This is a genomic window from Paraburkholderia sediminicola (genome assembly GCF_046026675.1).
GTDB lineage: Bacteria > Pseudomonadota > Gammaproteobacteria > Burkholderiales > Burkholderiaceae > Paraburkholderia > Paraburkholderia sediminicola_F.
In genome coordinates this window covers 986,770-1,010,727 of record NZ_JAQQEY010000001.1, presented here as the reverse complement: position 1 = coordinate 1,010,727, position 23,958 = coordinate 986,770, and the positions used below count along the sequence as shown (strand labels likewise).

At 60.6% G+C, this 23,958-nt stretch carries 22 protein-coding genes; 10 read left to right on the top strand and 12 right to left on the bottom strand.

The features are described 5' to 3' along the window. The first annotated feature begins 5 nt into the window (after positions 1-5). Entirely contained in the window at positions 6-272 is a 267-nt protein-coding gene (locus PQQ86_RS04390) for a hypothetical protein (protein ID WP_408265100.1), read from the top strand. A 96-nt stretch (positions 273-368) separates the two neighbouring features. On the opposite strand, the gene PQQ86_RS04385 is transcribed toward PQQ86_RS04390, so the two are convergent. Continuing rightward, entirely contained in the window at positions 369-1,688 is a 1,320-nt protein-coding gene (locus PQQ86_RS04385; protein WP_408265099.1) for an ATP-binding protein, read from the bottom strand. Beyond that, positions 1,672-2,397: a response regulator gene (locus tag PQQ86_RS04380; protein ID WP_408265098.1), complete on the bottom strand. Its 726-nt coding sequence runs from the start codon at positions 2,395-2,397 to the stop codon at positions 1,672-1,674. The genes PQQ86_RS04385 and PQQ86_RS04380 overlap by 17 nt, the downstream gene beginning before the upstream one ends. Positions 2,398-2,616: 219 nt before the next feature. On the opposite strand from PQQ86_RS04380, the gene PQQ86_RS04375 reads away from it, so the two are divergent. Further along, positions 2,617-3,147 carry a Spy/CpxP family protein refolding chaperone gene (locus PQQ86_RS04375; RefSeq protein WP_408265097.1) on the top strand — a complete coding sequence of 177 codons (531 nt, stop codon included), beginning with the start codon at positions 2,617-2,619 and terminating at the stop codon, positions 3,145-3,147. Between the two features lie 211 nt (positions 3,148-3,358). Here the strand turns inward: PQQ86_RS04375 and PQQ86_RS04370 are convergent, their stop codons facing one another. Further along, on the bottom strand, positions 3,359-4,069 hold the full coding sequence (locus tag PQQ86_RS04370) for a pirin family protein (protein ID WP_097391738.1): 711 nt from the start codon (positions 4,067-4,069) through the stop codon (positions 3,359-3,361). A 489-nt stretch (positions 4,070-4,558) separates the two neighbouring features. Between PQQ86_RS04370 and PQQ86_RS04365 the strand changes: the two genes are divergently transcribed. The 5 genes from PQQ86_RS04365 to PQQ86_RS04345 all read left to right on the top strand — a co-directional run bounded on the left by PQQ86_RS04365 (position 4,559) and on the right by PQQ86_RS04345 (position 9,563). Next, positions 4,559-5,335 (top strand): ABC transporter substrate-binding protein, encoded by a 777-nt coding sequence (locus tag PQQ86_RS04365; protein ID WP_408265096.1) that lies wholly within the window; start codon positions 4,559-4,561, stop codon positions 5,333-5,335. Between the two features lie 280 nt (positions 5,336-5,615). After that, positions 5,616-6,305 (top strand): ABC transporter permease, encoded by a 690-nt coding sequence (locus tag PQQ86_RS04360; protein ID WP_408265095.1) that lies wholly within the window; start codon positions 5,616-5,618, stop codon positions 6,303-6,305. Continuing rightward, entirely contained in the window at positions 6,302-7,015 is a 714-nt protein-coding gene (locus PQQ86_RS04355; protein WP_408265094.1) for an ABC transporter permease, read from the top strand. Before PQQ86_RS04360 ends, PQQ86_RS04355 begins: the two co-directional genes overlap by 4 nt. Positions 7,016-7,064: 49 nt before the next feature. Next, positions 7,065-7,844, top strand: a complete 780-nt coding sequence (locus PQQ86_RS04350; RefSeq protein ID WP_408265093.1) for an ABC transporter ATP-binding protein — start codon at positions 7,065-7,067, stop codon at positions 7,842-7,844. A gap of 591 nt (positions 7,845-8,435) precedes the next feature. Next, on the top strand, positions 8,436-9,563 hold the full coding sequence (locus PQQ86_RS04345) for a porin (protein WP_408265092.1): 1,128 nt from the start codon (positions 8,436-8,438) through the stop codon (positions 9,561-9,563). 239 nt (positions 9,564-9,802) lie between these two features. Here the strand turns inward: PQQ86_RS04345 and glnK are convergent, their stop codons facing one another. Together glnK and PQQ86_RS04335 are read right to left on the bottom strand one after the other, a co-directional pair. Continuing rightward, positions 9,803-10,141: a P-II family nitrogen regulator gene (gene glnK, locus PQQ86_RS04340; RefSeq protein WP_006048444.1), complete on the bottom strand. Its 339-nt coding sequence runs from the start codon at positions 10,139-10,141 to the stop codon at positions 9,803-9,805. Between the two features lie 146 nt (positions 10,142-10,287). Continuing rightward, positions 10,288-11,988: an NAD+ synthase gene (locus PQQ86_RS04335; RefSeq protein WP_408265091.1), complete on the bottom strand. Its 1,701-nt coding sequence runs from the start codon at positions 11,986-11,988 to the stop codon at positions 10,288-10,290. A 133-nt stretch (positions 11,989-12,121) separates the two neighbouring features. Here PQQ86_RS04335 and PQQ86_RS04330 point away from each other — a divergent pair, with 133 nt between their 5' ends. Together PQQ86_RS04330 and PQQ86_RS04325 are read left to right on the top strand one after the other, a co-directional pair. Next, complete coding sequence (locus PQQ86_RS04330; RefSeq protein ID WP_408265090.1) at positions 12,122-13,291, top strand: GNAT family N-acetyltransferase; 1,170 nt, start codon at positions 12,122-12,124, stop codon at positions 13,289-13,291. 9 nt (positions 13,292-13,300) lie between these two features. Then, positions 13,301-13,615, top strand: a complete 315-nt coding sequence (locus PQQ86_RS04325) for a GIY-YIG nuclease family protein (RefSeq protein WP_408265089.1) — start codon at positions 13,301-13,303, stop codon at positions 13,613-13,615. Here PQQ86_RS04325 and PQQ86_RS04320 read toward each other — a convergent pair. After that, a complete protein-coding gene (locus PQQ86_RS04320) occupies positions 13,612-15,705 on the bottom strand; it encodes an FUSC family protein (protein ID WP_408265088.1) in 2,094 nt (697 codons plus the stop codon). The genes PQQ86_RS04325 and PQQ86_RS04320 overlap by 4 nt on opposite strands. 454 nt (positions 15,706-16,159) lie before the next feature. On the opposite strand from PQQ86_RS04320, the gene PQQ86_RS04315 reads away from it, so the two are divergent. Then, positions 16,160-16,438, top strand: coding sequence for a hypothetical protein (locus PQQ86_RS04315; RefSeq protein ID WP_408270069.1), 279 nt, complete (start codon positions 16,160-16,162; stop codon positions 16,436-16,438). A gap of 973 nt (positions 16,439-17,411) precedes the next feature. On the opposite strand, the gene PQQ86_RS04310 is transcribed toward PQQ86_RS04315, so the two are convergent. The 6 genes from PQQ86_RS04310 to PQQ86_RS04285 all read right to left on the bottom strand — a co-directional run bounded on the left by PQQ86_RS04310 (position 17,412) and on the right by PQQ86_RS04285 (position 23,758). Then, complete coding sequence (locus tag PQQ86_RS04310; RefSeq protein ID WP_408265087.1) at positions 17,412-18,038, bottom strand: nucleoside/nucleotide kinase family protein; 627 nt, start codon at positions 18,036-18,038, stop codon at positions 17,412-17,414. Between the two features lie 136 nt (positions 18,039-18,174). Further along, on the bottom strand, positions 18,175-19,050 hold the full coding sequence (locus PQQ86_RS04305; RefSeq protein ID WP_408265086.1) for a sugar phosphate isomerase/epimerase family protein: 876 nt from the start codon (positions 19,048-19,050) through the stop codon (positions 18,175-18,177). Beyond that, entirely contained in the window at positions 19,047-20,078 is a 1,032-nt protein-coding gene (locus PQQ86_RS04300; protein WP_408265085.1) for an ABC transporter permease, read from the bottom strand. Before PQQ86_RS04300 ends, PQQ86_RS04305 begins: the two co-directional genes overlap by 4 nt. Then, the gene (locus PQQ86_RS04295) at positions 20,075-21,088 is read right to left on the bottom strand and encodes an ABC transporter permease (RefSeq protein WP_408265084.1); all 1,014 of its coding nucleotides are present in this window, start codon (positions 21,086-21,088) and stop codon (positions 20,075-20,077) included. The genes PQQ86_RS04300 and PQQ86_RS04295 overlap by 4 nt, the downstream gene beginning before the upstream one ends. After that, positions 21,081-22,565, bottom strand: coding sequence for a sugar ABC transporter ATP-binding protein (locus tag PQQ86_RS04290; protein WP_408270067.1), 1,485 nt, complete (start codon positions 22,563-22,565; stop codon positions 21,081-21,083). The genes PQQ86_RS04295 and PQQ86_RS04290 overlap by 8 nt, the downstream gene beginning before the upstream one ends. Positions 22,566-22,765: 200 nt before the next feature. Then, entirely contained in the window at positions 22,766-23,758 is a 993-nt protein-coding gene (locus tag PQQ86_RS04285; protein ID WP_408265083.1) for a substrate-binding domain-containing protein, read from the bottom strand. Positions 23,759-23,958 lie beyond the last annotated feature (200 nt).

Sequence of the window (23,958 nt, the reverse complement as noted above, 5' to 3'; positions counted from 1 at the left end):
TTCGCATGAAGGGAAATTTGGTCATCGTCTGTCGCGATCAGGATGCTGACGCATTCGACCATCTGCTGGCCGAATATGGTGCGTTCCAGACGCGCTTGTCTTCGACAACGTGGTATCTGAAGCTGGCGGTCGCACCGGAACTGATTCAGGAAGAGATACTCACGCGTCTTGGCAAGTACACCACGCACTACATCTTCGAGGCCGAAACGGTAACGTGGAATACGGTGGATGGTGACGCGGCAAATGCGTTGAACACGCTGTTTTCAGACTAGCGCAAAGTTTGTCGGGCGCGCATTCCGAACATCGCGTTCGGACATCGCATTGCGACATATATATAGCGGGGCAGGCGCATGCCGCCCTTGCCCCGCTCAACCCCAGGCGCTTTCCGATGCCGCCACGACACGCGGCACCACGTCGAACGGAAAGCTCATCAAGACCCGCAAGCCACGACCGTCGTGGTTGCCAATCTCCCACTCCCCACCCGCACGCCGCACCAGACGCTCGACAATCGCGAGCCCCAGCCCGCTATGACCGTTGCCGCCACGTGCCGGGTCGAGCCGGACGAACGGCCTGCTCGCATTGATCAGGTCCTGCGCGGCAATACCGCTGCCGTTGTCGCTTACCGAAAGCGTGAAGCCTTGCGCCGTGCGCGCCGTGGCGACGACGATCGGCGGCGCGCCATAGGCATGTGCATTGTCCAGCAGGTTCGACAGGATCCGGTCGAGCGTCGCCGCGGGCAGCAGGAAACCCGGCCCTGCGTTGAGTTCGGTCCGCACCGTGGGCGCACCGGCCGCGACGGCACGATAACTACGGACCACGCGCTCGCACTGCCCGTCCACTTCGACCGCTTCGCTGCGATCGGCGCCGTCGTGTGCGAACACCAGAAACTGTTCGACGATATGCGTCATCGAATCGACGTCGCGCACGACGCCGTCGCGCATCTTCACTTCTTCCATCATTTCGGCGCGCAGCCGCAAGCGTGCCAGCGGCGTTTTCAGATCGTGCGCAACGCCGGCCAGCATGACGGCCCGGTCGTTTTCGGTGCGCGCCACTTCCTGAACCATCTGATTGAAGCCGTGCGTCAACTGCCGCAACTCGCGCGGACCGCGTTCAGGCACCGGCGGCACCGGCAGGCCGCGGCCAAAGCGCGCCACCGCCTGGGCAAGCGAGCGCAACGGCTGCTGCAGCGCCCATGCGGCAAAGAGCGCCGCCATCACTGCGAACGAAAAGATAATCGCGAGCCATAGCACCGTGCGATCGAGGGAACGAGGCGTGCGCAGTGGCTGCACCGGCACGACGATCCAACTTCGATCCGTGGTGGCGCGCACCCACAGCGTGGGCGGACGACCAGGCTGGCCGATCCGCACCAGCGTACCGGTGGGCATGCGATCGCGCACGTCCTCGATGAAACGTTCGAGCGGTGGCGGCAGATCGGTGCTATCCGGCGGCACGTCGGAGCTCGCCGGATCGACCAGCCTGACGCGCGACGGCAAGGGCTGGTCCGGCGTACGGGCGACGTGCTGGCGCACCGCGTCGACGAGGAAGGTGGCCTCCTCGACTGCGTAGCGCGTTTGCAACTGGCTGCGCTCGAGCCGCATGAGCGCGTACCACGCGAAATGCGACAGCAGGAGTACCGCAATAACTAGCAGCGCCAGGCGCCCGAACAGCGAATCAATGGGTCGGCGCATGCTGTTCGCCATCCGGCACGAACACGTAGCCGCGTCCGCGCACCGTTTGAATGAAGCGCGGCGTGGACGGGTCGGTTTCGAGAATACGACGCAGACGCCACACCTGCACGTCGATGCCGCGGTCAGTGCCGTCGTATTCCGGGCCATGCAGCAGTTCGAGCAGGCGCTCGCGTGTGAGCGTGCGCATGGGGTGATTGACGAAAATCTTCAGAAGCGCGAATTCACTGCCCGACAGTGTGAGCGGCTTGTCTTCGAGATGCAGCGTGCGCGACTGGAAATCCAGCGTGAAGCGGCCGAAATTGAACGGCTCGCGCTGCTCCGGCGCCGCCGCCGACGGCAGCGTGCGACGCCGCCGCAGCACCGCCTGCACGCGCGCCAACAGCTCGCGCGGGTTGAACGGCTTGCCGAGATAGTCGTCCGCACCGAGCTCCAGCCCGACGATGCGGTCCACGTCGTCAGCACGTGCGGTCAGCATGATCACCGGGATGTCGTCGCCCGACGCGCGCAGCTTGCGCAGCGCGGTCAGCCCGTCTACGCCCGGCATCATCAGATCGAGCACGATCAGATCCGGACGCTCGCGTTCGAGCCTGCGCTCGAGCGTGCCCGCGTCGTGCAGCACCGAAACTTCGATGCCCTGACGGGCCAGATAGTCGCGCAGCAGATCGCGCAATTCGACGTCGTCGTCGACAACCAGTATTTGAGTAGCCATGGGATGAAGTTTAACGCGCAGCAGGAAGGGTTTTCGATTTCAGACGGCCCGCAAGGGTTACCGGGTGTTACGGTGAAAGCCGTACGTAATGACCCGTAACAGCCGCATCAAGCCACGTAACACAGCGCCGGGCGCAGTTCTCTACGCTGTGACTTACCGAATGCAGGCCGTCCATATTATCGGTTGCATCGTCGGCTATTCCATTACAGGGAGTCTTACATGTCCACCAAAAAAATGTCGCGCGTTCTCGCCGTTGCTGCCACTGCCCTCGCCATCGGCGCAGGCGCTGCCTATGCCGCCCAACCCGCCGGTCACGGCGGCCCCGGTGGCTGGCATGGCCACTTCATGAAGGAACTGACGCAACTGCACGACCAGTTGAAGCTGAACGCGGATCAGGAAAAGCAATGGCAGGCCGCGCTCGACACCATGAAACAGAACCATGAGGCCATGCGCGCCAACCATGAACAGATCAAGAACCAGATGAAGGCCGCGCAGCAACAGCCGATTCTGGATCTGAACGCCATGGCTGCCGCGCACCAGCAGGTCGAGCAGAAAGACGCGCAACTGCGTCAGCAAACCTCGGATGCGTGGCTCAAGTTCTATAACGGCTTGAACGACCAGCAGAAGACCACAGTCAGCACGGCGCTGAAGCAGCGTTTTGCGAAGATGGAAGCGCGTCACGAAAAGATGCGCGAGCGCTGGGAACATCATAATAAGGGTGCAGCGTCGGCGCCGGCTGCTAATCAGTAAGCGAGTCGACGCAGACGGAAGGCGGCTCGCGCGGCCGTCGTCCAAATGCAAAAACGCCACGGAAAAACTTCCGTGGCGTTTTTGTTTGTGTGCGACGCACGCTTCTAGCCAGGGCACTCGTTGCGCTCGCAACCAGCAACCCTCAACCATCGGGCGATGAATGAACGTCCGGTGATCGGCGCTTACCGCACCTATTCGCGCCTATCCGCCCTTACCCGTTGAGCGGACCCAGATCGAACAGCAACACTTCGGCGTTGTCGCCCTTTTCGAGCGTCACCGTATCGGTCTCGCTGAGCTTGGCGGCGTCGCCGGCCTGAAGCGCTTCGCCATTCACGGTCAGCGCGCCCCGCGCCACGTGCACATACGCCAGCCGGCCTTTCGGCAACGCAAACGTGGCCTGTTCCGCGCCATCGATCAGCGCCGCGTAAATCGATGCATCCGCGTGAATCGTCACGGAGCCGTCGCGGCCGTCGGGCGAGGCGACCACGCGCAGACGCCCACGCTTGTCGGCATCGTCGAAGCGCTTTTCCTCGTAGCCGGGCTGGTCACCCGCACGTTGCGGGATCACCCAGATCTGCAGGAGGTGCGCCGATTCGTCCTGCGACGCATTGAACTCGCTGTGCTGCACGCCCGTGCCGGCGCTCATGCGTTGCACGTCACCGGGACGGATGGTCGAGCCGTTGCCCATGCTGTCGCGGTGCGCGAGCGCACCTTCGAGCACATACGTGACGATTTCCATATCCCGATGGCCGTGCGTGCCGAAGCCCTGGCCGCCGGCGATGCGGTCTTCGTTAATCACCCGCAGCGGTCCGAAATGCACATGTTGCGGGTCGCGGTAGTCGGCAAACGAGAAGCTGTGATACGAATCGAGCCAGCCGTGATTGGCGTGGCCACGTTCGTCGGAACGGCGAATCTCGATCATGGGGGATCTCCCGGTGAGTAAATAACGATGCCCAGAATGTATGGGCGCGAAGCGCACTAAACAATCGGCAACGACGCACTGGATCGTTCCATAAATCCGTGCAATCGCGCCCCGATGGGATGCGGCACGACCCAACCGGCTGCTGGCAGCCCTCCTCGCCCTACCGGCCGCCGGCTCGTCGATCACTGACGCGAATTCACGCGCGCAAAAAAACAGCCAGGCTGCCGACCCGGTACCGTCGCGCATGCACAACGCATGCACCCGCCCACCGGCGGCCGCCGGCGTCCCGCACTGGCGCGCTGCCCCCGATCGGGTAAAATACCGCCCTTTTCAAGACGCGTGGGCGCCGACGGCGCGCCGGGCGGGCCCGAGAAGCGGCACTCGCACGCGGCGCGACAATTTTGACCGCCTAGAATAGCGACGGCCGGCCACGAGCCGGCGGTCGTCGAGATCGGCACACCACGACGATCAGTTTGATCCAGGAGAAACATGAAGAAGGCCGCACTGTGCGTGGCGCTTGCCGTCATGGCCACCGGCGCCATGGCGAAAGAGTGGAAAACCGTCCGCATCGGGGTGGACGCCAGCTACCCGCCGTTCGAATCGAAGGCGGCCAGCGGCCAGGTCGTCGGCTTCGACGTCGATTTGACGAAAGCGCTGTGCGCAAGAATGAACGTCAGGTGCGTGTGGGTCGAGCAGGACCTGGATGGGATCATCCCGGCGTTGAAGGGCAAGAAGTTCGACGCGATCGTGTCATCGCTGACCGTCACGGACAAGCGCCGCGAACAGATCGATTTCTCCGACACGCTGTTCGACGCGCCGGCCCGCATGATCGCCAAAGCCGGCTCGCCCCTGCTGCCCACGGCCGAATCGCTGAAGGGCAAGCATGTCGGCGTCGAGCAGGGCTCGACTCAGGAAGCCTACGCCAAGGCCTACTGGGAGCCCAAAGGCGTGACCGTGGTGTCCTACCAGAATCAGGATCAGGTGTACGCCGACATCGCATCGGGGCGTCTTGACGCCGCGCTGCAGGACGAATTGCAAGCCGACGCCGGTTTCCTGAAGACGCCGCGCGGCAAAGGCTTCGCCTGGGCCGGCCCGGAAGTGAAAGACCCAAAGACGATCGGCGAAGGCACGGCCATCGGCCTGCGCAAGGATGACGTCGCGCTGAAAGCGATGTTCAACCAGGCGTTGGCGCAAGTGCGCGAGGACGGTACGTTCAGGAAGCTGGAAAAGCAGTACTTCGACGTCGATATCTATCCTGGTCGTTGAGTGGCTCATTAACTCGGGGCTCGCCCGCATGGGCTTTCCCGAGGCTTCGTAATACAGTCGCTGATAGCCTCAAAAAACAGTTTCGGAAGCAGCTTCAACCCCGATTCACAACAAGAATCGAAAAGCGCGCTGCAAGACCGGCAACGGCCATGCAGTCATGATTTGCACAGCGGTGCGCTGTGCGCCGCAGGAAACGGCGAGCCCAGGCTCGCGGCAAACGCGGTGCAGAGCTGGCCGCGTCTTTCGCGGTGCGTCACAAGCGCATCGTCAAGGACCCCATATGTTCCTTCAAGGCTACGGCCCGCTGCTTCTTAACGGCACCTGGCAAACCGTCAAACTGGCGGTGTTGTCGCTGGCGTTCGCTTTCGTGCTGGGCCTGCTCGGCGCGGCGGCGAAGCTGTCGAAAAACCGCTTCTCCCACGGTGCCGGCACCGTCTACACGACACTCGTGCGCGGCGTGCCCGACCTGGTGCTAATGCTGCTGCTGTTCTACAGCATCCAGATCTGGCTGAATAACCTGACCGACCTGCTCGGCTGGGACCAGATCGACATCGACCCATTCGTGGCCGGCGTCGCGGTGTTGGGCTTCATCTACGGGGCGTACTTCACAGAGACTTTCCGCGGCGCGTTCCTCGCGGTGCCGCGCGGCCAGCTCGAAGCGGGCGCGGCCTACGGCATGACCGGCTGGCAGGTGTTCTCGCGGATCATGTTCCCCCAGATGATGCGCTTCGCGCTCCCCGGCATCGGCAACAACTGGCAGGTGATGGTGAAAGCCACGGCGCTGGTGTCGATCATCGGTCTCGCCGATGTAGTCAAGGCCTCACAGGATGCGGGCAAGGGCACATTGCGGTTCTTCTTCTTCACCCTGTTCGCAGGGGCGATCTATCTCGTCATCACCACAGTGTCCAACTTCGTGCTGATGTACCTCGAAAAGCGTTACTCGACTGGCGTGCGAAAGGCGGATCTATGATCGAGATCATTCAGGAATACTGGCGCAACTATCTGTATACGGACGGCTACCGCCTCACCGGTGTTGTGATCACGCTGTGGCTGCTGGTGGTGTCGATCGGACTCGGTTTCTGCCTGTCGATTCCGCTTGCAGTCGCGCGCGTGTCGAAGAAGAAATGGCTCGCCGGCCTGGTCTGGCTGTATACATATGTCTTCCGCGGCACGCCGCTCTATGTGCAGTTGCTGCTCTGCTACACCGGCCTGTACAGCCTCGAAATCATCCGCAATCACGAGCTGACCAACGCGTTCTTCCGCGACGGCATGCATTGCACGCTGCTCGCGTTCACGCTGAACACCTGCGCGTACACCACCGAGATTTTCGCGGGCGCGATCAAGGCCACGCCGTATGGCGAGATCGAAGCGGCGCGCGCGTATGGCATGTCGTCGTTCACGCTGTATCGGCGGGTCATTCTGCCGTCGGCGCTGCGCCGCGCGTTGCCGTACTACAGCAATGAAGTGATCCTGATGCTGCACGCCACCACCGTCGCGTTCACCGCGACCGTGCCGGACATTCTCAAGATCGCCCGTGACGTGAACTCGGCCACGTACCAGTCGTTCAATGCGTTCGGTATCGCCGCCCTGCTCTATCTGTTGATTTCTTTTGCGCTCGTGTGGCTGTTCCGCCACGCCGAGCACCGCTGGCTCGCTTACCTGCGGCCGCAAGGCAAGTAAACAAGAAGGGCGCTACGCCCCCAGGCAAATAAGCCCGCCAAGGATCCCGATGAACACCAAGAAGCAAAAGCTCTTCGTCGACGAGCTTCACAAACAGTACGGCGACAACGAAGTCCTCAGGGGCGTGTCGCTGAGGGCCAACGCCGGCGACGTGATCAGCGTGATCGGCTCATCCGGTTCGGGTAAGAGCACGATGCTTCGCTGCATCAACTTCCTCGAGCAGCCGAACTCCGGACGCATCTTCGTCGATGGCGAAGAAGTCCGCACGCAGCTCGCCAGGAACGGCGCGTTGCGCGTGTCCGATCCGAAGCAGTTGCAGCGCGTGCGCACCAGGCTGTCGATGGTGTTCCAGCACTTCAATCTGTGGGCACACATGAATGTGCTCGAGAACATCATCGAGGCGCCGGTCAACGTGCTGGGTCTGAAGCGCAAGGAAGCCGAAGAGCGCGCGCGTGAGTATCTCGAGAAAGTAGGCCTCGCACCTCGTCTTGAGAAGCAGTACCCGTCACATCTGTCGGGCGGTCAGCAGCAACGCGTCGCGATCGCGCGCGCACTGGCCATGCACCCTGATGTGATGCTATTCGATGAACCGACTTCGGCGCTCGATCCCGAACTGGTCGGTGAAGTGCTCAAAGTCATGCAGACGCTCGCCGAAGAAGGCCGCACGATGATCGTCGTCACCCACGAAATGGCGTTCGCGCGCAACGTGTCGAATCACGTGATGTTCCTGCATCAAGGCCGGGTCGAAGAAGAAGGCCATCCGGACGAAGTCTTCAGAAACACGAAGAGCGAACGGCTCAAGCAGTTCCTCTCCGGCAGTCTCAAATAAGACTGCCGTAAAGCCTGGTATTTGGGCTGCAGTCAAAGTAACATTACAAGGCGCTTACGAGCGCCTTTTTTACTTCGCTCACCTGTGCATTCCGGCCGTTCTGGCCTCGAAAATGGCACGAACGTGCCCGGAACCATCCTCTTTCCGCCTTACTCTGCCGCATTTGAAGCGTCAATAGTGGCAATCCTTAACGCTGCCCGTCCCAATCCGTGATTCCCTTGCGGCATAAGGGTTTCCCGCCTTTTTTGGGACATCGCAACGATTCCTTGCACACATTCGTATTGCAATTTGGAGACACCGGCCCAAGCCGGTACTAATTTCTTCTCCCACCCCAGGGTATTTTTGATAAATTAGTAACCAAAGTAGCAAAACAAAGTTCATTAAAAGTAGTTTCACTTCAAAGCAACAGAGGAGAACCGGTCGGCGAGGGATCGGCATGGCGCGAAGAATAGCCCGCTGAGGCTATCCGTCACGGCAGGAGACCCAATCCACCCGCTAATCTCCCTGGTACCGATTTCTGTTCGGCGCGCTTGCGTCCGAACACCATTCGCAGTACTAGGTTTCACTTTTTGACAGGGTATGGAGGAGAAGATGAAGAAAGCTTTGCTCGCCGCTGCGTTGATGACAGCCGGTGTAGTTGCGCACGCCCAAAGCAGCGTAACGCTGTACGGCCGCCTTGACGCCGGCCTGGAATACATCAGCGGCCTTCCGAACAATAGCTATACCGGTTCCACGTCGCGTTTCCGTGCGGAAAGCGGTGACTGGGGTACGAGCTTGTGGGGCATGAAGGGTGTCGAAGACATCGGCGGCGGCAACAAGGTCCTGTTCCAGTTGGAAGGTTCGTTCAACACCATGAACGGTCAGGGTCCTGGCGGCGGCGGTCTCTTCAATCGTTGGGCAACGGTCGGTATGTCGAACGACGCATACGGTACGTTGCTGTTGGGTCGCGAACTGTTCATCTCGAACGGCGTGTGGGACTTCGACCCGTTCGGTCAATCGAACTGGTCGTCGGCTTCGCTGGTGCGTGGCCGCAACTGGCCGCAATCGAGCAACAACATTTCGTATCAGTCGCCGAAACTCTACGGCTTTGACGTGTACGGCCAGTACGCACTGTCGAACGCCACGAACTGGAACGGTAACGGCACAACGCCGCAAGGCCGCGAAGCCGGTCTGCAACTCACGTACACCTCGTCGCTGTTCCAGTTGCGCGGTATGTACGACGAAATCCGCAACAGCGCGAATGGTCAATTCACCGACCCGTTCACGGCATCGCGTGAATACACCGGCGCGGTCAACGTGTTCCTCGGTCAGTTCAAGATCCAGGGCGCGTACCAGGCGATCCGTACGTCGGCTGCGGCTAGCGCAGCAGGCACGGCACCGACCTCGCTCGATCACGAATGGGGTGGTGTGACGTGGCAAGCCACGCCGGCTGCTGCACTGATCGCGGCGGTTTATCACGTGAATGCGAACAAGGGCGCGGGTAACGCAACGATCTACACGATCGGCGGTTCGTACAACCTGTCCAAGCGCACGCTGCTGGACATCCAGGTTGCAACGGCGCGTAACAGCAAGACGGCTAACTTCGGCCTCGACGCGAACACCGCAGGTGTTGGTGGTACGGGCAACCCGAATGTGTCGCCCGCAGGCTCGTACGACGAGAACCCGCTGCCGGGTCATAGCCAGACCGGCGTGTACGCAGGTATTCAACACTCGTTCTAATCGAACAGTGTGCCCCGAGGGGATTTCCTTCGGGGTGTAGTCAGAAGTTCTTCAAGAGAATCTTTTTCACGCTGCTGCGAGAGGCGCGTATCGGTGCGATGTCCGAAAGGGTATCGCACCGTTTTTTATTAGCGCGCACGGTTTTGCCAATGCCCCGGCGCACCTGATCGGTGCGTGCGTGCCGAAGATGTCAATGCCGGCGCTTTAACCCGGCGTTTCAACAGTGCGAGTCGAACCGCTCAAACTGCCGCTTCGTTCTCCTCACCCGTGCGAATCCGGATCACACGCTCCACGTCCGCGACGAAAATCTTGCCGTCGCCGATCTTGCCGGTGCGCGCCGCGCCGATGATCGCGTCGATCACCTGATCGCACTGGTTGTCCGCGACCACCACTTCGATCTTCACTTTCGGCAGAAAGTCGACCACATACTCTGCACCACGATAGAGCTCAGTGTGGCCTTTTTGCCGACCGAAGCCTTTGACTTCCGTCACGGTCAACCCCGTGAGGCCGACTTCAGCAAGCGCCTCGCGCACTTCGTCGAGTTTGAACGGTTTGATGACTGCAGTGATGCGCTTCATGGCGGACCTCATCTCGTGACTGGAAGGTTGAAAGGGAAATGGATGATTTTTATTCTACGCCGCGCCGGATGCGTTGCGGCAATCCGGCGCGCGCTTCTGGTCTGCTATGGGGTAAGTCAGTAAGTCCGCAGCCGTTCGCCTGAAGCTCACTCCACCGGTTCGGTATAGCGCGACGTAATCGGATAACGCCAGTCGCGGCCGAACGCGCGATGCGTGACGCGAATGCCGATCGGCGCCTGACGGCGTTTGTATTCGTTGATCTTGATGAGGCGCGTGACGCGTTTCACGTCGTCAACCGCGTAGCCCGCCGCGATGATTTCGGCAAGCGAGCGATCCTCTTCCATGTACATGCGCATGATCGCGTCGAGCACTTCGTACGGCGGCAAGCTGTCCTGATCGGTCTGGTTGTCGCGCAGTTCGGCCGACGGCGCGCGTGTCAGAATCCGCTCGGGGATCACGTTCTGCTTGCCGAACGTAGTGGCCTGATTGCGGTAATGGCACAGCTTGTAGACCAGCGTCTTGGCGATGTCCTTGATCACCGCAAAGCCGCCGGCCATGTCGCCGTACAACGTGCAGTAGCCCACTGCCATCTCGCTCTTGTTGCCGGTGGTCAGCACGATCGAGCCGAACTTGTTCGACAGCGCCATCAGCAAGGTGCCGCGGATGCGAGCCTGAATATTTTCTTCGGTGGCGTCTTCGGCGCGGCCGGCGAACTCTTCGGCGAGCGAGCCACGGAACGCGTCGAACATCGGCGCGATCGCGATTTCGTCGTAACGCACGCCAACGCGGCGCGCCATCTCGGCTGCGTCGGTGGTTGAAATGTCCGCGGTATAGCGCGAGGGCATCATTACCGCGCGCACGCGGTCGGCGCCCAGCGCGTCGCACGCGACGACCAGCACCAGCGCCGAATCCACGCCGCCCGACAGGCCGATCAGCGCGCCGGGGAAGCCGTTCTTGTTAATGTAGTCGCGCACGCCCATCACGAGCGCGGCATACACCTGTGCTTCGAGCGAGAGCTCCGGTGCGATCGCCGTGGGCACCGGCTTGCCGCCGTCGAACTCGACAATCGCGTTGCCTTCCTCGAACTGCGCCATCTTCGCGACCAGCTCGCCCTTTTCGTCGAGTACGAATGAGCCGCCGTCGAACACCAGTTCGTCCTGCGCGCCGACCATGTTCACGTAGACCATGGGCAAGCCGGTCTCACGAATCCGCGCGCGCAGAATGTCGAAGCGCACCGCTTCCTTGTTCAGGTGATACGGCGAACCGTTCGGAATCAGCAGCACTTGCGCGCCCGCCGCCTTCGCCATTTGCGCGGCCGACGCATGCCATGCGTCCTCGCAAATCACCACGCCGTACTTCACGCCGTCCAGTTCGAACACGAACGGCTGCGGGTCGGAAGCGAAGTAGCGCTTCTCGTCGAACACCTCGGTATTGGGCAAATCCTGCTTGCGATAGGTGCCGATCACTTCCCCATCGACGATCAGCGAGGCCGCGTTGAAGGTATCGACCGGCGGGACGCCGCGCTCGATCGGCGCGTTTGCATTACCATGGCCGTGCGCCACGCTGTGCGCCAGGTCACGCAGCGGATGGCCGACGATCACATGCAAGCCGGCGAAGGGCTTCAGTTGCGCGGCCAGATCGGCGAGCGCCGCCGCACTCGCGGTGTAGAACGCGGGACGCAGCAACAGATCTTCGGGCGGGTAGCCGGAGAGCGCGAGTTCAGGCGCAATCAGCAGCTTCGCACCATCGTTGTGCGCGGCGCGCGCGGCAGCGACAATCTTCGCGACATTGCCGGCGAAGTCGCCGACGGTGACATTGATTTGAGCAAGAGCGATTCGGGTCTTCATGGCAGGATCGGCAGGCAAGCCAGACGGCTTGCGAGTACCGCGGCTGGTTAGCTCGACGGCAACGGACAAATCGGATAAACGAACGACGCATCGCTAAACGCCTGGCGTCGCTCATTGGGAACAGTCACACAGATTGAACCAGGAACGCTTTGATTATCGCACGGGCATTCTGGCGTCGCCCTCCGAGGTGGACGCCGCGGAATGGAATGCCCTCCTCGCCCAGCAAGCGCAGCCCACGCCGTTTCTGCGGCACGAGTTCTTGAGCGCATTGCACGCGACTCGTTGCGCGGTCGCGGATACCGGCTGGGCGCCGCAATTCGTCACGCTCACCGACCCGCGCACGAACAGGCTCGCGGCCGCCGCGCCCGTGTATCTGAAGGGGCACTCGTACGGCGAATATGTCTTCGATTGGGCGTGGGCCGACGCGTACAAACGCAACGGTCTGCCGTATTACCCGAAGCTGCTGTGCGCGGTGCCGTTCACACCGGTGCAGGGCAACCGGCTGTTGTCGGCGGATACGCATGCGCTCAGGCATCTGGCCGCGACGCTGATGGCGTTCGCCGAGCAGGCCGACGTGTCGTCGCTGCACGTGCTGTTTCCGACCGAAACGGAGGCGAGCGCGTTGACCGATATGGGCATGATGCAGCGCGAAGGCGTGCAGTTCCACTGGCTGAACGACGGCTATCGCGACTTCGACGATTTCCTCTCCACGCTCGAACAGAAGAAGCGCAAGAACATCCGCGCGGAGCGTCGCAAGGTTCAGGAGGCAGGCGTGACGATGCGCCGGATTCGCGGCGAGGATATCCAGGACGCCGACTGGCGATTCTTCAGCAAGTGTTATCGGCAAACCTACCGCGAGCACTTTTCGAGTCCGTATCTGAACCTCGATTTCTTCCGGATGATCGGCGCGTCGATGCCGGAAAATCTGCTGCTGGTGATCGCCGAATACGAAGGCAAGCCGATCGCCAGCTCGCTCGTGGTCTATCAGCGCGACGAGAAAACCGGCGGCACGCTCTATGGCCGTTACTGGGGCGCGTTGGAACACGTGCCCTGCCTGCACTTCGAGACCGCCTACTATCAGCCGCTCGAATTCTGCATCGAGGAAAAGCTCGGTGCGTTCGAAGGTGGCGCCCAGGGCGAGCACAAGATGGCGCGCGGTTTTTTGCCGACTGTGACGCGCTCGGCGCATTGGCTCGCCCATCCGGCCTTCGCCGATGCGGTCGGTCACTTCCTCGACAACGAAAAGAACAGCATCCACGCGTATGTGGACGAGCTGCGCGAACACAATCCGTTCAAAGGTTGAAGCGTACCCATGGCGTGGTTTCTGTATCTGCTCGAATGCTCGGACGGCAGCGTCTATACCGGCATTGCCACCGATGTGCAGGCTCGCTTCGACAAGCATGTGAGCGGTGAAGGCGCGCGCTATACGCGTTCGCGCAAACCGGTGCAGGTGCTGGTGTCGTTTGAGTTGGCCGACCGGTCAAGCGCTTCGCGCGCCGAGTATTGGGTCAAGCGTTTGCCCGCTGCCGAAAAGCGGGCGCTAGGAGCGGGACTGCGCACGCTCGAATCGGTGTTGCCTGTGCCCGAACCAGAGCCGGTTGGCACCGACGAGCTCCCCCCGGCCTAACCTCTCGCCTCGCGCATCCGCTCAGTTAGCAGCCGATGCATCAGCGCGATTTCACCCACCGCGTCCGCCTCCAGCGACGTCAACCGCTCCCGCGGGGGAAGGTCGTGCCGGATCGGCCGCAACGTCCTGTTCAATGCCGCGTCGATGTCGGCACTCGTGGTGTCGATCCACGCGCCGAGTTCATCGTGCATGCTGCGCCGGTTCGTACTCAAGCGCAGTTGGGTCGCCGTTCCCGCCATCTTTCGCAACACGCTCAGCACCGTCAGCGTCACCGTGTCGACCATCGAGTCCTCGAGCTTTTCGAGTCGAATGCGGCCGATGGCTTCCTCGGCGTTATTGCTGCCCAAACCCGCGGCTCGGCGCAGGCGTTCCATGTCCTTCTCGCTTCGGTCCGGCGACTCCAGTGCCGCTCTCAGATACGCAAGATTGGCCCGCACCGCCTCGCTCAGATAGGCGCGATAGTCGACCTTTTCCCGCGTCGGCCACAGATAGAACGTTGCCAGCAGCGCCAATACACAACCGAGCACATTGTTGCCGAGCCGCGTGAGCGCGTAGGCGAATTCGCTGGCGCCGGGCGTCGCGAAGTCGGCCACGAGCACGAAGGTCGGCGTCAGGAAAAGTACGAAGAGGCTGTAGCTGACGGGACGCAGCGCCATGGTGGCCACCACCAGCGGAAACACCGCCAGTGAAATGCCGAGAGGCGAATGAATCGCATAGCCGATCGCGGCCGCCAGCACGCCCCCGACGATGCTCCCGGCAGCGCGCTCGATACTCCGTGGCCAAGTCGCGGCGATGGACGGTTGCAGGATCAGCAGCGTCGCCATGGTTGCCCAGTAACCGAAGGGAAGTCCGAGCGCCCGAATGACCAGAAAACCCGCCGTGGTCGTGACGCCGACGCGAGCGGCGTGGCGCAAGCCGACCGACTGAACGGAAAAGTTTGCCTTGAGGGTCGACCACGTCCGCGTCAGCAGCCTGGCGGCACTGTCCGACCACCCGAGCGGCTGGGCAGTCGTCGGCGTGAAATCGACCAGTTCGAAGTCGAACTTCAATGTCACCGGTTCCATCAGCGCGGATTCGAGTCGCCGCGCAAGGCGTCGCAAACGGAGTTGCAGATTAGCGAGACGGTTCCATTGCGCGTCGTTGCTGGCCGTGCCGATTCTTCGCAGCACCTCGCCCAGCCCGGTCAGCAGCCGAGCCGCACGTCTGGCGCGAGGTGCGTCTTCGGGGGTTTTTTCGCAGGCGCCGGTGACCGCAATCAGGTACGCAAAGAGCGCTTCACTCTCGGTCAGCAGGGCGAGCAGGTTGTCGTAGGCTTCCCGGCCGGCCGTTCTCGAACCAGGCACGTTCGCCAGTGCCTTGCGCGAGCGTTCCAGCGCAGCGCGTGCATCGGCGCGAAATTTCGCGGCATGCGTCGCCCACTCGCCCGGCGCTGCGCGCGCTTCGAGCAGGCGCGCGCTGTCGAAGGCGATGTCAGCCAGACGCAGATACACCGCACGCAGCGAAGCGCGGCTCGTGCCGAACGGATGAATACGCCAGACGGTCAAGCTCAGCACAACGGCGAACAGGCATCCGGCCAGATAGATGCCGAGAAACGCCACGCCCTCGCGAAGGTGGTGCATCGGCCGGTCGACCATCACCACGCATGCGGTCGCCGCGAGAATCGTCACCTGTGACGTCGCTGCTCCCCAGATCCTGCCGAACGCGCCGAGCGTCGTGAATACCAGAATAGCGAGCGCAGCGAACACCGGTCCCTCACCTGACGCGAAGGCGGTCACGCCACCGCACACGGTGGACAGAAGCGCAAAGCCCACCATCGAGGCGAAGCGCGCGCGATTCGAACCGGCCGCGTCCGCGAGACAGGTCCAGAAAGCGCCGATCGCGGCCCACGCAAATACCGGGTCGTGCAGCAGATTGCCGAGCACCAGCATGGCGGTGGACGCGCAGGCGGCTCTCAGCCCTTCCGACAGATTGGCCTCGCTCGTCGAAAACGACACCATCCATACCGGCCGTCTGCGGTAGATCGCGGTGACGAGCGCGTACAGGCGGCTCGGCCAGCGCAGCGACGAAGGGTTGGACTTGCGATTCAGCATCCGGGCAGTGGGCTTCCAAAAAACGCACGTTGGCGCTACCTCAGCGCATTAATACGCCGACGGCGGAAAACCTGCCACGGCCGCCGAATGATAAGGGTTAACACTGATATTTAAAAATGCCTTCGGTTCATCCATTCGATGCGTTGTATCTATGCGCTGCAACGCCTGGCCAGAAAGGCGCACTGACGACAAGACACGCTGGGCAGGGAGTGGAATCCCTGAAAACGCCGCCCATGGAAAAACCCGCGTGGCTCTTGCAGGCTCACGCGGTTTTTTCGTCAGCTTACTGAATTCATCCGGCGTTCCGACGGAGGCTCAAGTTCCAGCCTTCGCCTTGTCGTAAGCCTCCCTGATGCTGGGCTTTGCTGCAAGAGCCGGCCGGGTAAATCCGGTCCTCCTCTCAAGTTGAGACCAGACCAAGGGTGTCCCCGGCAACCGGGTCGACCATTCCTCTATTAGCTTGACCGCAGCATCAGCGGCAGCATCGGCACACGTCGACGTCGCCATAGGACTGGGCATCCCCGGGGCCGTGTATGCGCCTGCAGAACCGGTGTACGCACCGCCACCTCCCGTCGTGTATGCTCCCGCACCTGTCGCCGTCGCGTACGGCGATGGTGACGACTGGCGAGCCCGCGAATGGCGTGAACGTCGCGAGTGGCGTGAACGTGAATGGCGCCGCCAGGAATGGCGCGAGCACGAGTGGCGCGAGCATCGGGATTGGCGCGGGTATTGAAACGACGCCGGAAGGCGCCACATCCGAAAAATCCGATCTCAGAGTACTTTCGAATGAAAGTCACCCAAATCACAACGCGGCGTCGCTTCGCTCCATGCCCTTCGATGGGGCTCACTCAAGGCTTGTCCTTTCGTCGAACATCACCTGGTGGTTCGCCGGTGCTTCCACCGTTCCTCTTTCGGCGTTGGAAGAGAACGCCGAATCCAACCGCGACAAGCAAGGCCGTCATCAGGCCGGCGCTCATGCCGGTCGTGCTACGGGACTCACTTGCGCTAGAAGAAGCAGACGCGACCATAGGCGAAGATGCTTGCGTCTCCACAGGTTTCGGAAGCGCCACCCCTGCGGCACTCCCTTGACGCACAAGAGATGCTTCCGATGTCGGCAAAGCTTGGGATGCGGGAAGCGCGTTTGCATCCGCAGTGGGTCCGACAGGGGCCAGAGCCGTGGCCGAAGCCATAACCGGAGCCGGTACAGTCGCAGTAGCGGCTTCGACCGACTTGGCCATCGCCTTCCACTTCGCGAATACCGTATCAATACAATGGACGTCAGTGCAGGCGTTCCGTGACTGCCTCCAGTGGGCCAGTTGTTGGGGTGAGAGCTTCCCACTGCTCAGCAGAGCCTGCTGCTGCGCAACGATATCGTCGTATTCGTTGTCCAGAATTGCGTGGTCACATATCACGCGCTCGGCCGGCTGACGAGTTGTAGAACATTGAATGTCGCTCGCCCGTGCAGCGGTTGAACCAACTGCTGCAAAGCACAGCAGCCATGCAAAGAAACGCTTTAGACGCACCAGTCCTCCGTTTAGCCCGATGGGCGTGCAGTGATGGCAGAACATCGCCCCCCGCAGAGGGCAGCCAATGGGCCACGGCTCTTGGACCGTGCGACCCCGACCAAGTTGCCACGACGACGATTCGACGTGCCCGCACGACGTCGCGTCACCCGCGACTCGCCAGCCCAAACCCCTCAATGTGACTTATGACGACCAATGAAATTGAAAATCGGCACGCTCTCTGGTTAAATCAATCAAGGTCGCGTTCACTTCGTCGGTTTTCTGAACCCACTGTTCTGCTGCAGCCTGGTCCCGGCCGAAGCCAATATGCCGGGTAACAAGACGCTGCCGTCGCAGGTCTGGGTCGACGTTGACATACCAAACTTCGTCGAGCAACGGTCGCGCAGCTTTCCAATGGCCATGCTCGAGAAGCAGGTAATTCCCTTCAGTGACTACAAGCGGCGTATCAGGCTCCACAGGGATTGCGCCGGCGATGGGTTCTTCAATTTCCCGGCGAAATGTGGGAGCGTAGATTGTTTCGTCGTGACGCTGGTCACGCAGGCGCCTCAGGAGTGCGACATACCCCGCACTGTCAAACGTATCTTCCGCACCTTTGCGGGATGCGCGACCGAGCCGTGCGAGTTCGACATTCGCAAGATGAAACCCATCCATCGGCACAACCACTGCCTTTCCGGGAAAAGCATCAAGGATTGCTTGCGCCAGTGTTGATTTGCCTGCACCCGGCGCACCAACCAAACCGAGGATTTGGCGCCGCCCGTCAGAAATTAACTGGTGGAGGCGACCGAGGTAGCGATCTTCAATCGTCGACATAATCCGAGGTATTCCAAAAAAATGGCGGTCGGCGAGAACTATTCTTAGCCTCGCCGAGGCCCGATTGCCGAACCGCTCGCGTCAACATTTCTCAACGCTTTGTGCTGTCGCGACACGTACTTCACCCGGTGGATGTCTAGTGGTGCGATTTTGCTCGCGCGGCGGCGTTGATGCCACCCGCGATGAACTCCCGCGCATGTTTCGCCAGGTCCATACCGTCGTCCCACAAGTTGCGCCAGATTGCCAACGCATTGGACAACTGCTCGTTGACGACCGTCGACGAGAAGCTCTCAAAAGTCACGACGCCCTTGTAGTCAATCATGGCGAGTGCATGGAAGAACTGAGAGAAGTCGATAGTCCCCGACCCGAGGTACCCGCGATTGCTTTCCCCGATATGAACATAGCCAAGACGCTTGCCACATTGCAGAACCGGTTGCATGAAATCGGACTCCTCAATGTTCATGTGATACGTATCGAGATGAACGACAACATTGGGCGCATCGACTTCGTCAATCATGGCAAGCGCCTGCGATGCAGTGTTCAGCAAATTGGTCTCGTAGCGATTTACCACTTCAAGCCCAAGCGTCACGTTCTTCTTCAACGCGAAATCAGCAATACGTTTGAGTGAATCAATCGCGTTGCGGCGGCCTTGTTTGGTAACCGGTGCGTTGTATTTTCCCATCGCGCCGTAAAGAATCCCGCCGAAGTAGCCTCCACCCAGCTCTGCCGTGACGCTGATACCCTCCTCCAACATCGAAACCCCGCGCGCGACCGTGGCAGAATCCTCGCTGGACACGTCCGCATCAAAGGTGAGACCGCGCGAGCAACCGATATCCAGCTCATGCTCTTGCAGCAAATCCCGCGTGAGCGCCAGGTCCATGACCTTCGGACCATGCAAGGATAGTTCAGCCAGGTCGAACCCAGCGGCTTTGGTCTGGCTCAAAACCTTGCGAGTCGATTCGGGGGTGAGGTCGCCAGCCCATACCAGTGCGTGTACGCCAAGCTTATTCATTGTGTAACTCCTTCAGATGCGGTCACGCGCCTGCGGACCAAAGTTTTCGAAATACCGTTAGCCCATGCCCAACGGAAGAGCATCACGGCAAGCAGGAAGACACCCCACAACGCAGTCGCCAGGTGTTGGTTGGCACCGAGCAAATTGAGGCCTGAAGCGATAACCTGCAGAATCACAAGTGCAATCACGACCGGAACCACGCGGCCAAAGCCGCCGAATGGATCGACGCGACCCAGGAAGCACGCAAGCACGGAGATGAGCAGAAAGGCCTCGCCATGGCCAACGCGAACCGAGTTGAACTGGGCTGCCATCACCACGCCCGCGATGCCGCACATCAGCCCCGACAGCATGTAGATTCGGGTAACGGCGCGTGTCGTCGCGATGCCGGAATATCGCGTTGCTTCCAGATTTGAACCAATCATGCGTGTGGCGAAGCCTAGCCGCGACCGTGTCATGACAACGTGCCAAAGTAATGCGCAGCCGAGAAAAATCAGGAGGGGAATCGGTACGCCGAGGAAGACGCCGTTGCCCATTTCGCGCACAAACGGCGGAAACCCGGAGATGTCGCCCCCACGTGTGAGGAACTCCCCTAATCCGCGCAAGAAAATCATCATCGATAAAGACACGAGGATCGGGCTTGCTCCGGTGCGGGCAATGACGGCACCCATCACCCAACCGGCTGCGGAGCCGGTGGCCAATGCGGCAGCAATGCCGAGGATGATGGCTACCGCGCCGGCGTCCGCGCCGCCGTACGTATGAAGCACCCACGCCATCGCCAACCCCGATATGTTCGCAGTGAAAGTCACCGCGAGATTGAAGCCGCCGGAAATCAGGGGCATCAACATCGCCAGCGTAAAGAACCCGAGTTCCGGCAACTGGAACGCTACCGAAACGAATGTGCTCGCCGAGAAAAATCGGTCAGACGCGAAACTCAGGACCGCGATGACCAGGAGCAGAAAGCCAAGCAACCCGGCGACGTCTGCCGGTACGAGTGGCGCGGCCGCGCGTTGAGATGAGGACATTTTCATGACGAGGCCTTTACGCTTTGTGACGTGAATCGCGTTCCGACGAGCTTGGCGAAACCGCCGCTCGACAACGTAATAGCGATAAGAATGATGGCCCCGATAATCATCTTGAACGCATACGGCGAGATACCGAGCAAGTTCAGGCCGTTGGCGGTGATAGCGGTCAGGAGGATGCCAAGGATGGCGCCGAGGATTGTGCCGCGCCCGCCGCCTAACCTTGCACCACCGAGCACCACAGCAGCGAGCACATCCAGTTCACGGCCGTAAAACGCGTTCGGAACGACTTCCTGCACGTAGTGGGCTTGCATGAGTCCGGCAATTCCAGCCATCATGCCGAGCCAGCCAAAGGCGATGTAATGCATCGCACCTATATTGACTCCCACGCGTCGCGCCGCCTCGGGGTTGTCGCCCATGGCGTAGAGCTGTCGACCGGTTGTCGTGCGCCGTAGCAGAAACCATGTTGCTATGACCATGACGACCATCACAGCCACAGGCAGTGCGAGATTCGCATTACCACTCGCGGTGTTGAAATTGATGATAGAGACTCTATTGGTCCACCAGTCCGGCAGGTCGTAGATGGACACCCCGCCCGTGAGAAACATCAATCCACCGAAAAACACGTTAAACGTGGCAATCGTCACAACAATCGAGACGATGCGAAATCTGTAGATAATCGTGGCGTTGATGGAGCCAAGCACGAACCCGAAGCAGGCAGACACAATGAAGCCGAGCGCCCAGTTGCCACCGCCGAGCCGCATCACTGTCAACGCGGTCAGGTACTGGACCACCGATGCGCCGACGGCGAATGAGATATCAATGCCACCAGCAATCAGCACGACCAGTAGCCCGACTGCGAAAATGATGTTGACGGAACTCTGGTTAAGCAGGTCGAACAGGTTTGGAAGAGTAAGAAATGTCGAGGTTGAAAGGCTGAGGCCAATCACCATGATGGCGATAACGAGAATCAGCAGAGCCTCAATCGAACCGATTCCGAGTTTGCGAAAATCAGGCATGGACGTCTCGCTCGATTTGTTCCATCGTTGTTGTTCCCGGCACGTACTCTTTAACAACGCGGCCGTCGCGCATATGCAGAATTCGGTCGGAATTGAAGTAGACCTCCGGAATCTCGTCCGATATCAGCAAGATGGCCATACCCTCAGCAGCGAGCTTGTGGATGATGGCGAAGATGCCAGCACGGGCGCCGACGTCGACGCCGACGGTGGGCGAATCCAGAATTAGAAGCTTCGGGTTTGTTGCCAACCACTTGGCGAGCACGATGCGCTGCTGATTCCCGCCGGACAGTGTTGAGACCGCGTCGTCCGGTTTCCCGATTTTCACGGCCAGCTGCTGAATCCAGTCTTGAATCAGCACGTTGCGCTTTTTGGAAGCAATGAGATGGGTGCTGTCCAGAAGCTTGTCCAACACTGCCGCGACCGTGTTGTCTCCGATTGATTGCGGCTGTACAAGGCCGAGTTGAAGTCGGTCTTCGGACACGTAAGCTATCCCTGCCTGGATAGCGTCACGATTTGTTCGCAGCGAAATCTCTTCTCCGTCGAGCCGGATGGAACCCGCACCTGGGCGCGTCATTCCGAAAAGCGACAATGCGACTTCCGTTCTTCCTGCGCCAAGGCGTCCCGTGACGCCAAGAATCTCGCCTCGTCGCACCTTGAACGACACGTCATGGTATTGACGAGCTCGTGACAACCCCTGTACCTCTAGCACAACCGGCGCTTTCGTCAGGTCTGTCGTGCGTACTTCGTAGTCGAAAGTGCGGCCCGTCATCAATTCCGTGAGGCGGGTTTGCGTCATCCCTTCGGTGGGAAAGGTGCCGACGTATTGTCCATCGCGGAAAACGGTCACGCGAGTGCAGACGTCTAGCACTTCAGCGAGGCGATGGCTGACGAACACCACGGCAATTCCGTCCGCAGAAAGTCGCCGGACAATTTTCAGCAGAGCTTCGGTCTCAGCATGACTGAGCGAGGCAGTCGGCTCGTCCATGAAGACAAGACGTGCGTCGCGAACAAGCGCTCTGGCGATTGCCACGACCTGGCGCTGGGCAATTGATAGCGAGCGAACAGAACGGTTGAGGTCGATGGAGACTCCGAGCCGCTCAAGAATCCGGCGTGCCGCCTCCTTCATCTTTCCATAGCTAACGATGCGCGGACGAGACCCCAGGTTTTGCTCGAAAGCGATGTTTTCCGCGACGGTCATTTCGGGGAAAAGCGCCAGGTCTTGCCAGATGACCTGAATACCGAGGTCACGGGCCCTGGCCGGGTCGAGGCCTTCGATTGACTCACCTTCCATGAGCATCACTGCGCCAGGTTCCGGCTGATAGACCCCACTGATAATCTTGATGATGGTGCTCTTGCCGCAGCCATTCTCACCCGCAAGGCAGAGAACTTCTCCGGGCATGACGTCGAACTTCACTGCCCGCAGCGCCTTAACGCCGCCGAAGATTTTGGAAATGTTCTCGAGCTTGAGCAGGGGCATACGGTCGGTGTCGAGCGCGCCCGATGCCGTGTGCGCATCACCTCGTTGAGAAAGGAGGACGTTGATGGAAGCTGGTTGACTCATGGAAACGCTCCGATGGTACTTGCACGTGACTGGCTGGCGACCAGATGTGTCGTACCGTTAACTTCCGGGTGAGCAGCGCTACAACTGCGCTCACCCGTTCGGCAAAAAGATTGCTGTCAGAGGCCCATCTTCGCGAGGTCGTCAACGGTTTTGGCGTTGAGGTCCACCAGGTTGTCGACAATCAGGTTGTGACCGTCGGGGTGAACAACGCCCAGACCCGGGATATTTGTGCCATCTTTAATCGGCTGTCCCTTCGCCAGCATCGTGCCCAAGGTCACAAACACTTCGCCAGCGACTTCCGGATTCCACATGTATCCGCCGCTCAGCACGCCATCATGGACGAGCTTTCGGCCCTGTCCGGGCGAGAACGGTCCAAGAACCTGGACCTTTCCTTTGGCCTGCTGCTCCGCGACCGCGCGAGCTGCCCCAATGGGGCCCTGGCTGCCGAACGCAAGGATGCCCCTCAAGTTGGGATGAGCTCGCATCAGGTCAAGCGCAGTTTTGCGGGATGCGTCGACGTCTTCAGCGACGCCGTAGCGGTCCCCGACGAGCGTCATCCCGGGATAGTTGGCCTTGATATAGGCGATCGCCGCATCCGCCCAGGCGTTATGGAGTGGTACGGTCAAGGACCCGACGAACACGGCATATTCACCTTTCCCGCCCAGCGCCTCGCCGAGGCGTTTTCCGTAAGCATCGCCAAACCCCTTGACCGAGGCCAGTTCAAAGTCCCAGTCCACGTTCTGCTGCTTCGGGGACTCGTGGGTAATGACCTTGATACCGGCTGCTCTGGCGCGCTGAAGAACGGGTTCCAAAACCTGTGCGTCGTTCGGCACGACGCCGATGACGTCTACGTGTTGCGCAATCAAGTCCTCGATTGCTCGTACCTGGAGCGCCGGGTCAGCGCTCGTTGGCCCGACCATGAATGCCTTGACGCCGAGCTGGTCAGCGCGCTTCTTGATTCCCGCTTCCATGGCGTTGAACCATGGAATGCCCCCAATCTTCACAACAATACCGATTACGGGCTTGTCAGGCGAGGCCGATGCAAAACTCGTCGTCAAAGCTAGCGCGACTGCGCCGGCACCCAAAGTGCGGATGATGTTCTTGAACATGTCTCCTCCGGTAGACGCCTGGGCACGCAGACGCCCTGAATGACTGATAAAGGGCCCGACTTCGTATTTTGCTAAAGTTGCTAAATCCATTTAGCAATTCGGGTCGGTGTATGCTGAATCTATTTAGCAGATCGGTCGAGCCGGAAAAACCCTGGTGTTGGGTACTGTCGCGAAACGGCTACCTTTTCGGGACATAACGG

What these genes read in the sequence shown, in the direction of transcription:
- PQQ86_RS04390 (WP_408265100.1), top strand. Translation starts at nt 6, where the DNA reads ATGAAGGGAAATTTGGTCATCGTCTGTCGCGATCAGGATGCTGACGCA.
- PQQ86_RS04385 (WP_408265099.1), bottom strand. Translation starts at nt 1,688, where the DNA reads ATGCGCCGACCCATTGATTCGCTGTTCGGGCGCCTGGCGCTGCTAGTT.
- PQQ86_RS04380 (WP_408265098.1), bottom strand. Translation starts at nt 2,397, where the DNA reads ATGGCTACTCAAATACTGGTTGTCGACGACGACGTCGAATTGCGCGAT.
- PQQ86_RS04375 (WP_408265097.1), top strand. Translation starts at nt 2,617, where the DNA reads ATGTCCACCAAAAAAATGTCGCGCGTTCTCGCCGTTGCTGCCACTGCC.
- PQQ86_RS04370 (WP_097391738.1), bottom strand. Translation starts at nt 4,069, where the DNA reads ATGATCGAGATTCGCCGTTCCGACGAACGTGGCCACGCCAATCACGGC.
- PQQ86_RS04365 (WP_408265096.1), top strand. Translation starts at nt 4,559, where the DNA reads ATGAAGAAGGCCGCACTGTGCGTGGCGCTTGCCGTCATGGCCACCGGC.
- PQQ86_RS04360 (WP_408265095.1), top strand. Translation starts at nt 5,616, where the DNA reads ATGTTCCTTCAAGGCTACGGCCCGCTGCTTCTTAACGGCACCTGGCAA.
- PQQ86_RS04355 (WP_408265094.1), top strand. Translation starts at nt 6,302, where the DNA reads ATGATCGAGATCATTCAGGAATACTGGCGCAACTATCTGTATACGGAC.
- PQQ86_RS04350 (WP_408265093.1), top strand. Translation starts at nt 7,065, where the DNA reads ATGAACACCAAGAAGCAAAAGCTCTTCGTCGACGAGCTTCACAAACAG.
- PQQ86_RS04345 (WP_408265092.1), top strand. Translation starts at nt 8,436, where the DNA reads ATGAAGAAAGCTTTGCTCGCCGCTGCGTTGATGACAGCCGGTGTAGTT.
- glnK (WP_006048444.1), bottom strand. Translation starts at nt 10,141, where the DNA reads ATGAAGCGCATCACTGCAGTCATCAAACCGTTCAAACTCGACGAAGTG.
- PQQ86_RS04335 (WP_408265091.1), bottom strand. Translation starts at nt 11,988, where the DNA reads ATGAAGACCCGAATCGCTCTTGCTCAAATCAATGTCACCGTCGGCGAC.
- PQQ86_RS04325 (WP_408265089.1), top strand. Translation starts at nt 13,301, where the DNA reads ATGGCGTGGTTTCTGTATCTGCTCGAATGCTCGGACGGCAGCGTCTAT.
- PQQ86_RS04320 (WP_408265088.1), bottom strand. Translation starts at nt 15,705, where the DNA reads ATGCTGAATCGCAAGTCCAACCCTTCGTCGCTGCGCTGGCCGAGCCGC.
- PQQ86_RS04310 (WP_408265087.1), bottom strand. Translation starts at nt 18,038, where the DNA reads ATGTCGACGATTGAAGATCGCTACCTCGGTCGCCTCCACCAGTTAATT.
- PQQ86_RS04305 (WP_408265086.1), bottom strand. Translation starts at nt 19,050, where the DNA reads ATGAATAAGCTTGGCGTACACGCACTGGTATGGGCTGGCGACCTCACC.
- PQQ86_RS04300 (WP_408265085.1), bottom strand. Translation starts at nt 20,078, where the DNA reads ATGAAAATGTCCTCATCTCAACGCGCGGCCGCGCCACTCGTACCGGCA.
- PQQ86_RS04295 (WP_408265084.1), bottom strand. Translation starts at nt 21,088, where the DNA reads ATGCCTGATTTTCGCAAACTCGGAATCGGTTCGATTGAGGCTCTGCTG.
- PQQ86_RS04290 (WP_408270067.1), bottom strand. Translation starts at nt 22,565, where the DNA reads ATGCCCCTGCTCAAGCTCGAGAACATTTCCAAAATCTTCGGCGGCGTT.
- PQQ86_RS04285 (WP_408265083.1), bottom strand. Translation starts at nt 23,758, where the DNA reads ATGTTCAAGAACATCATCCGCACTTTGGGTGCCGGCGCAGTCGCGCTA.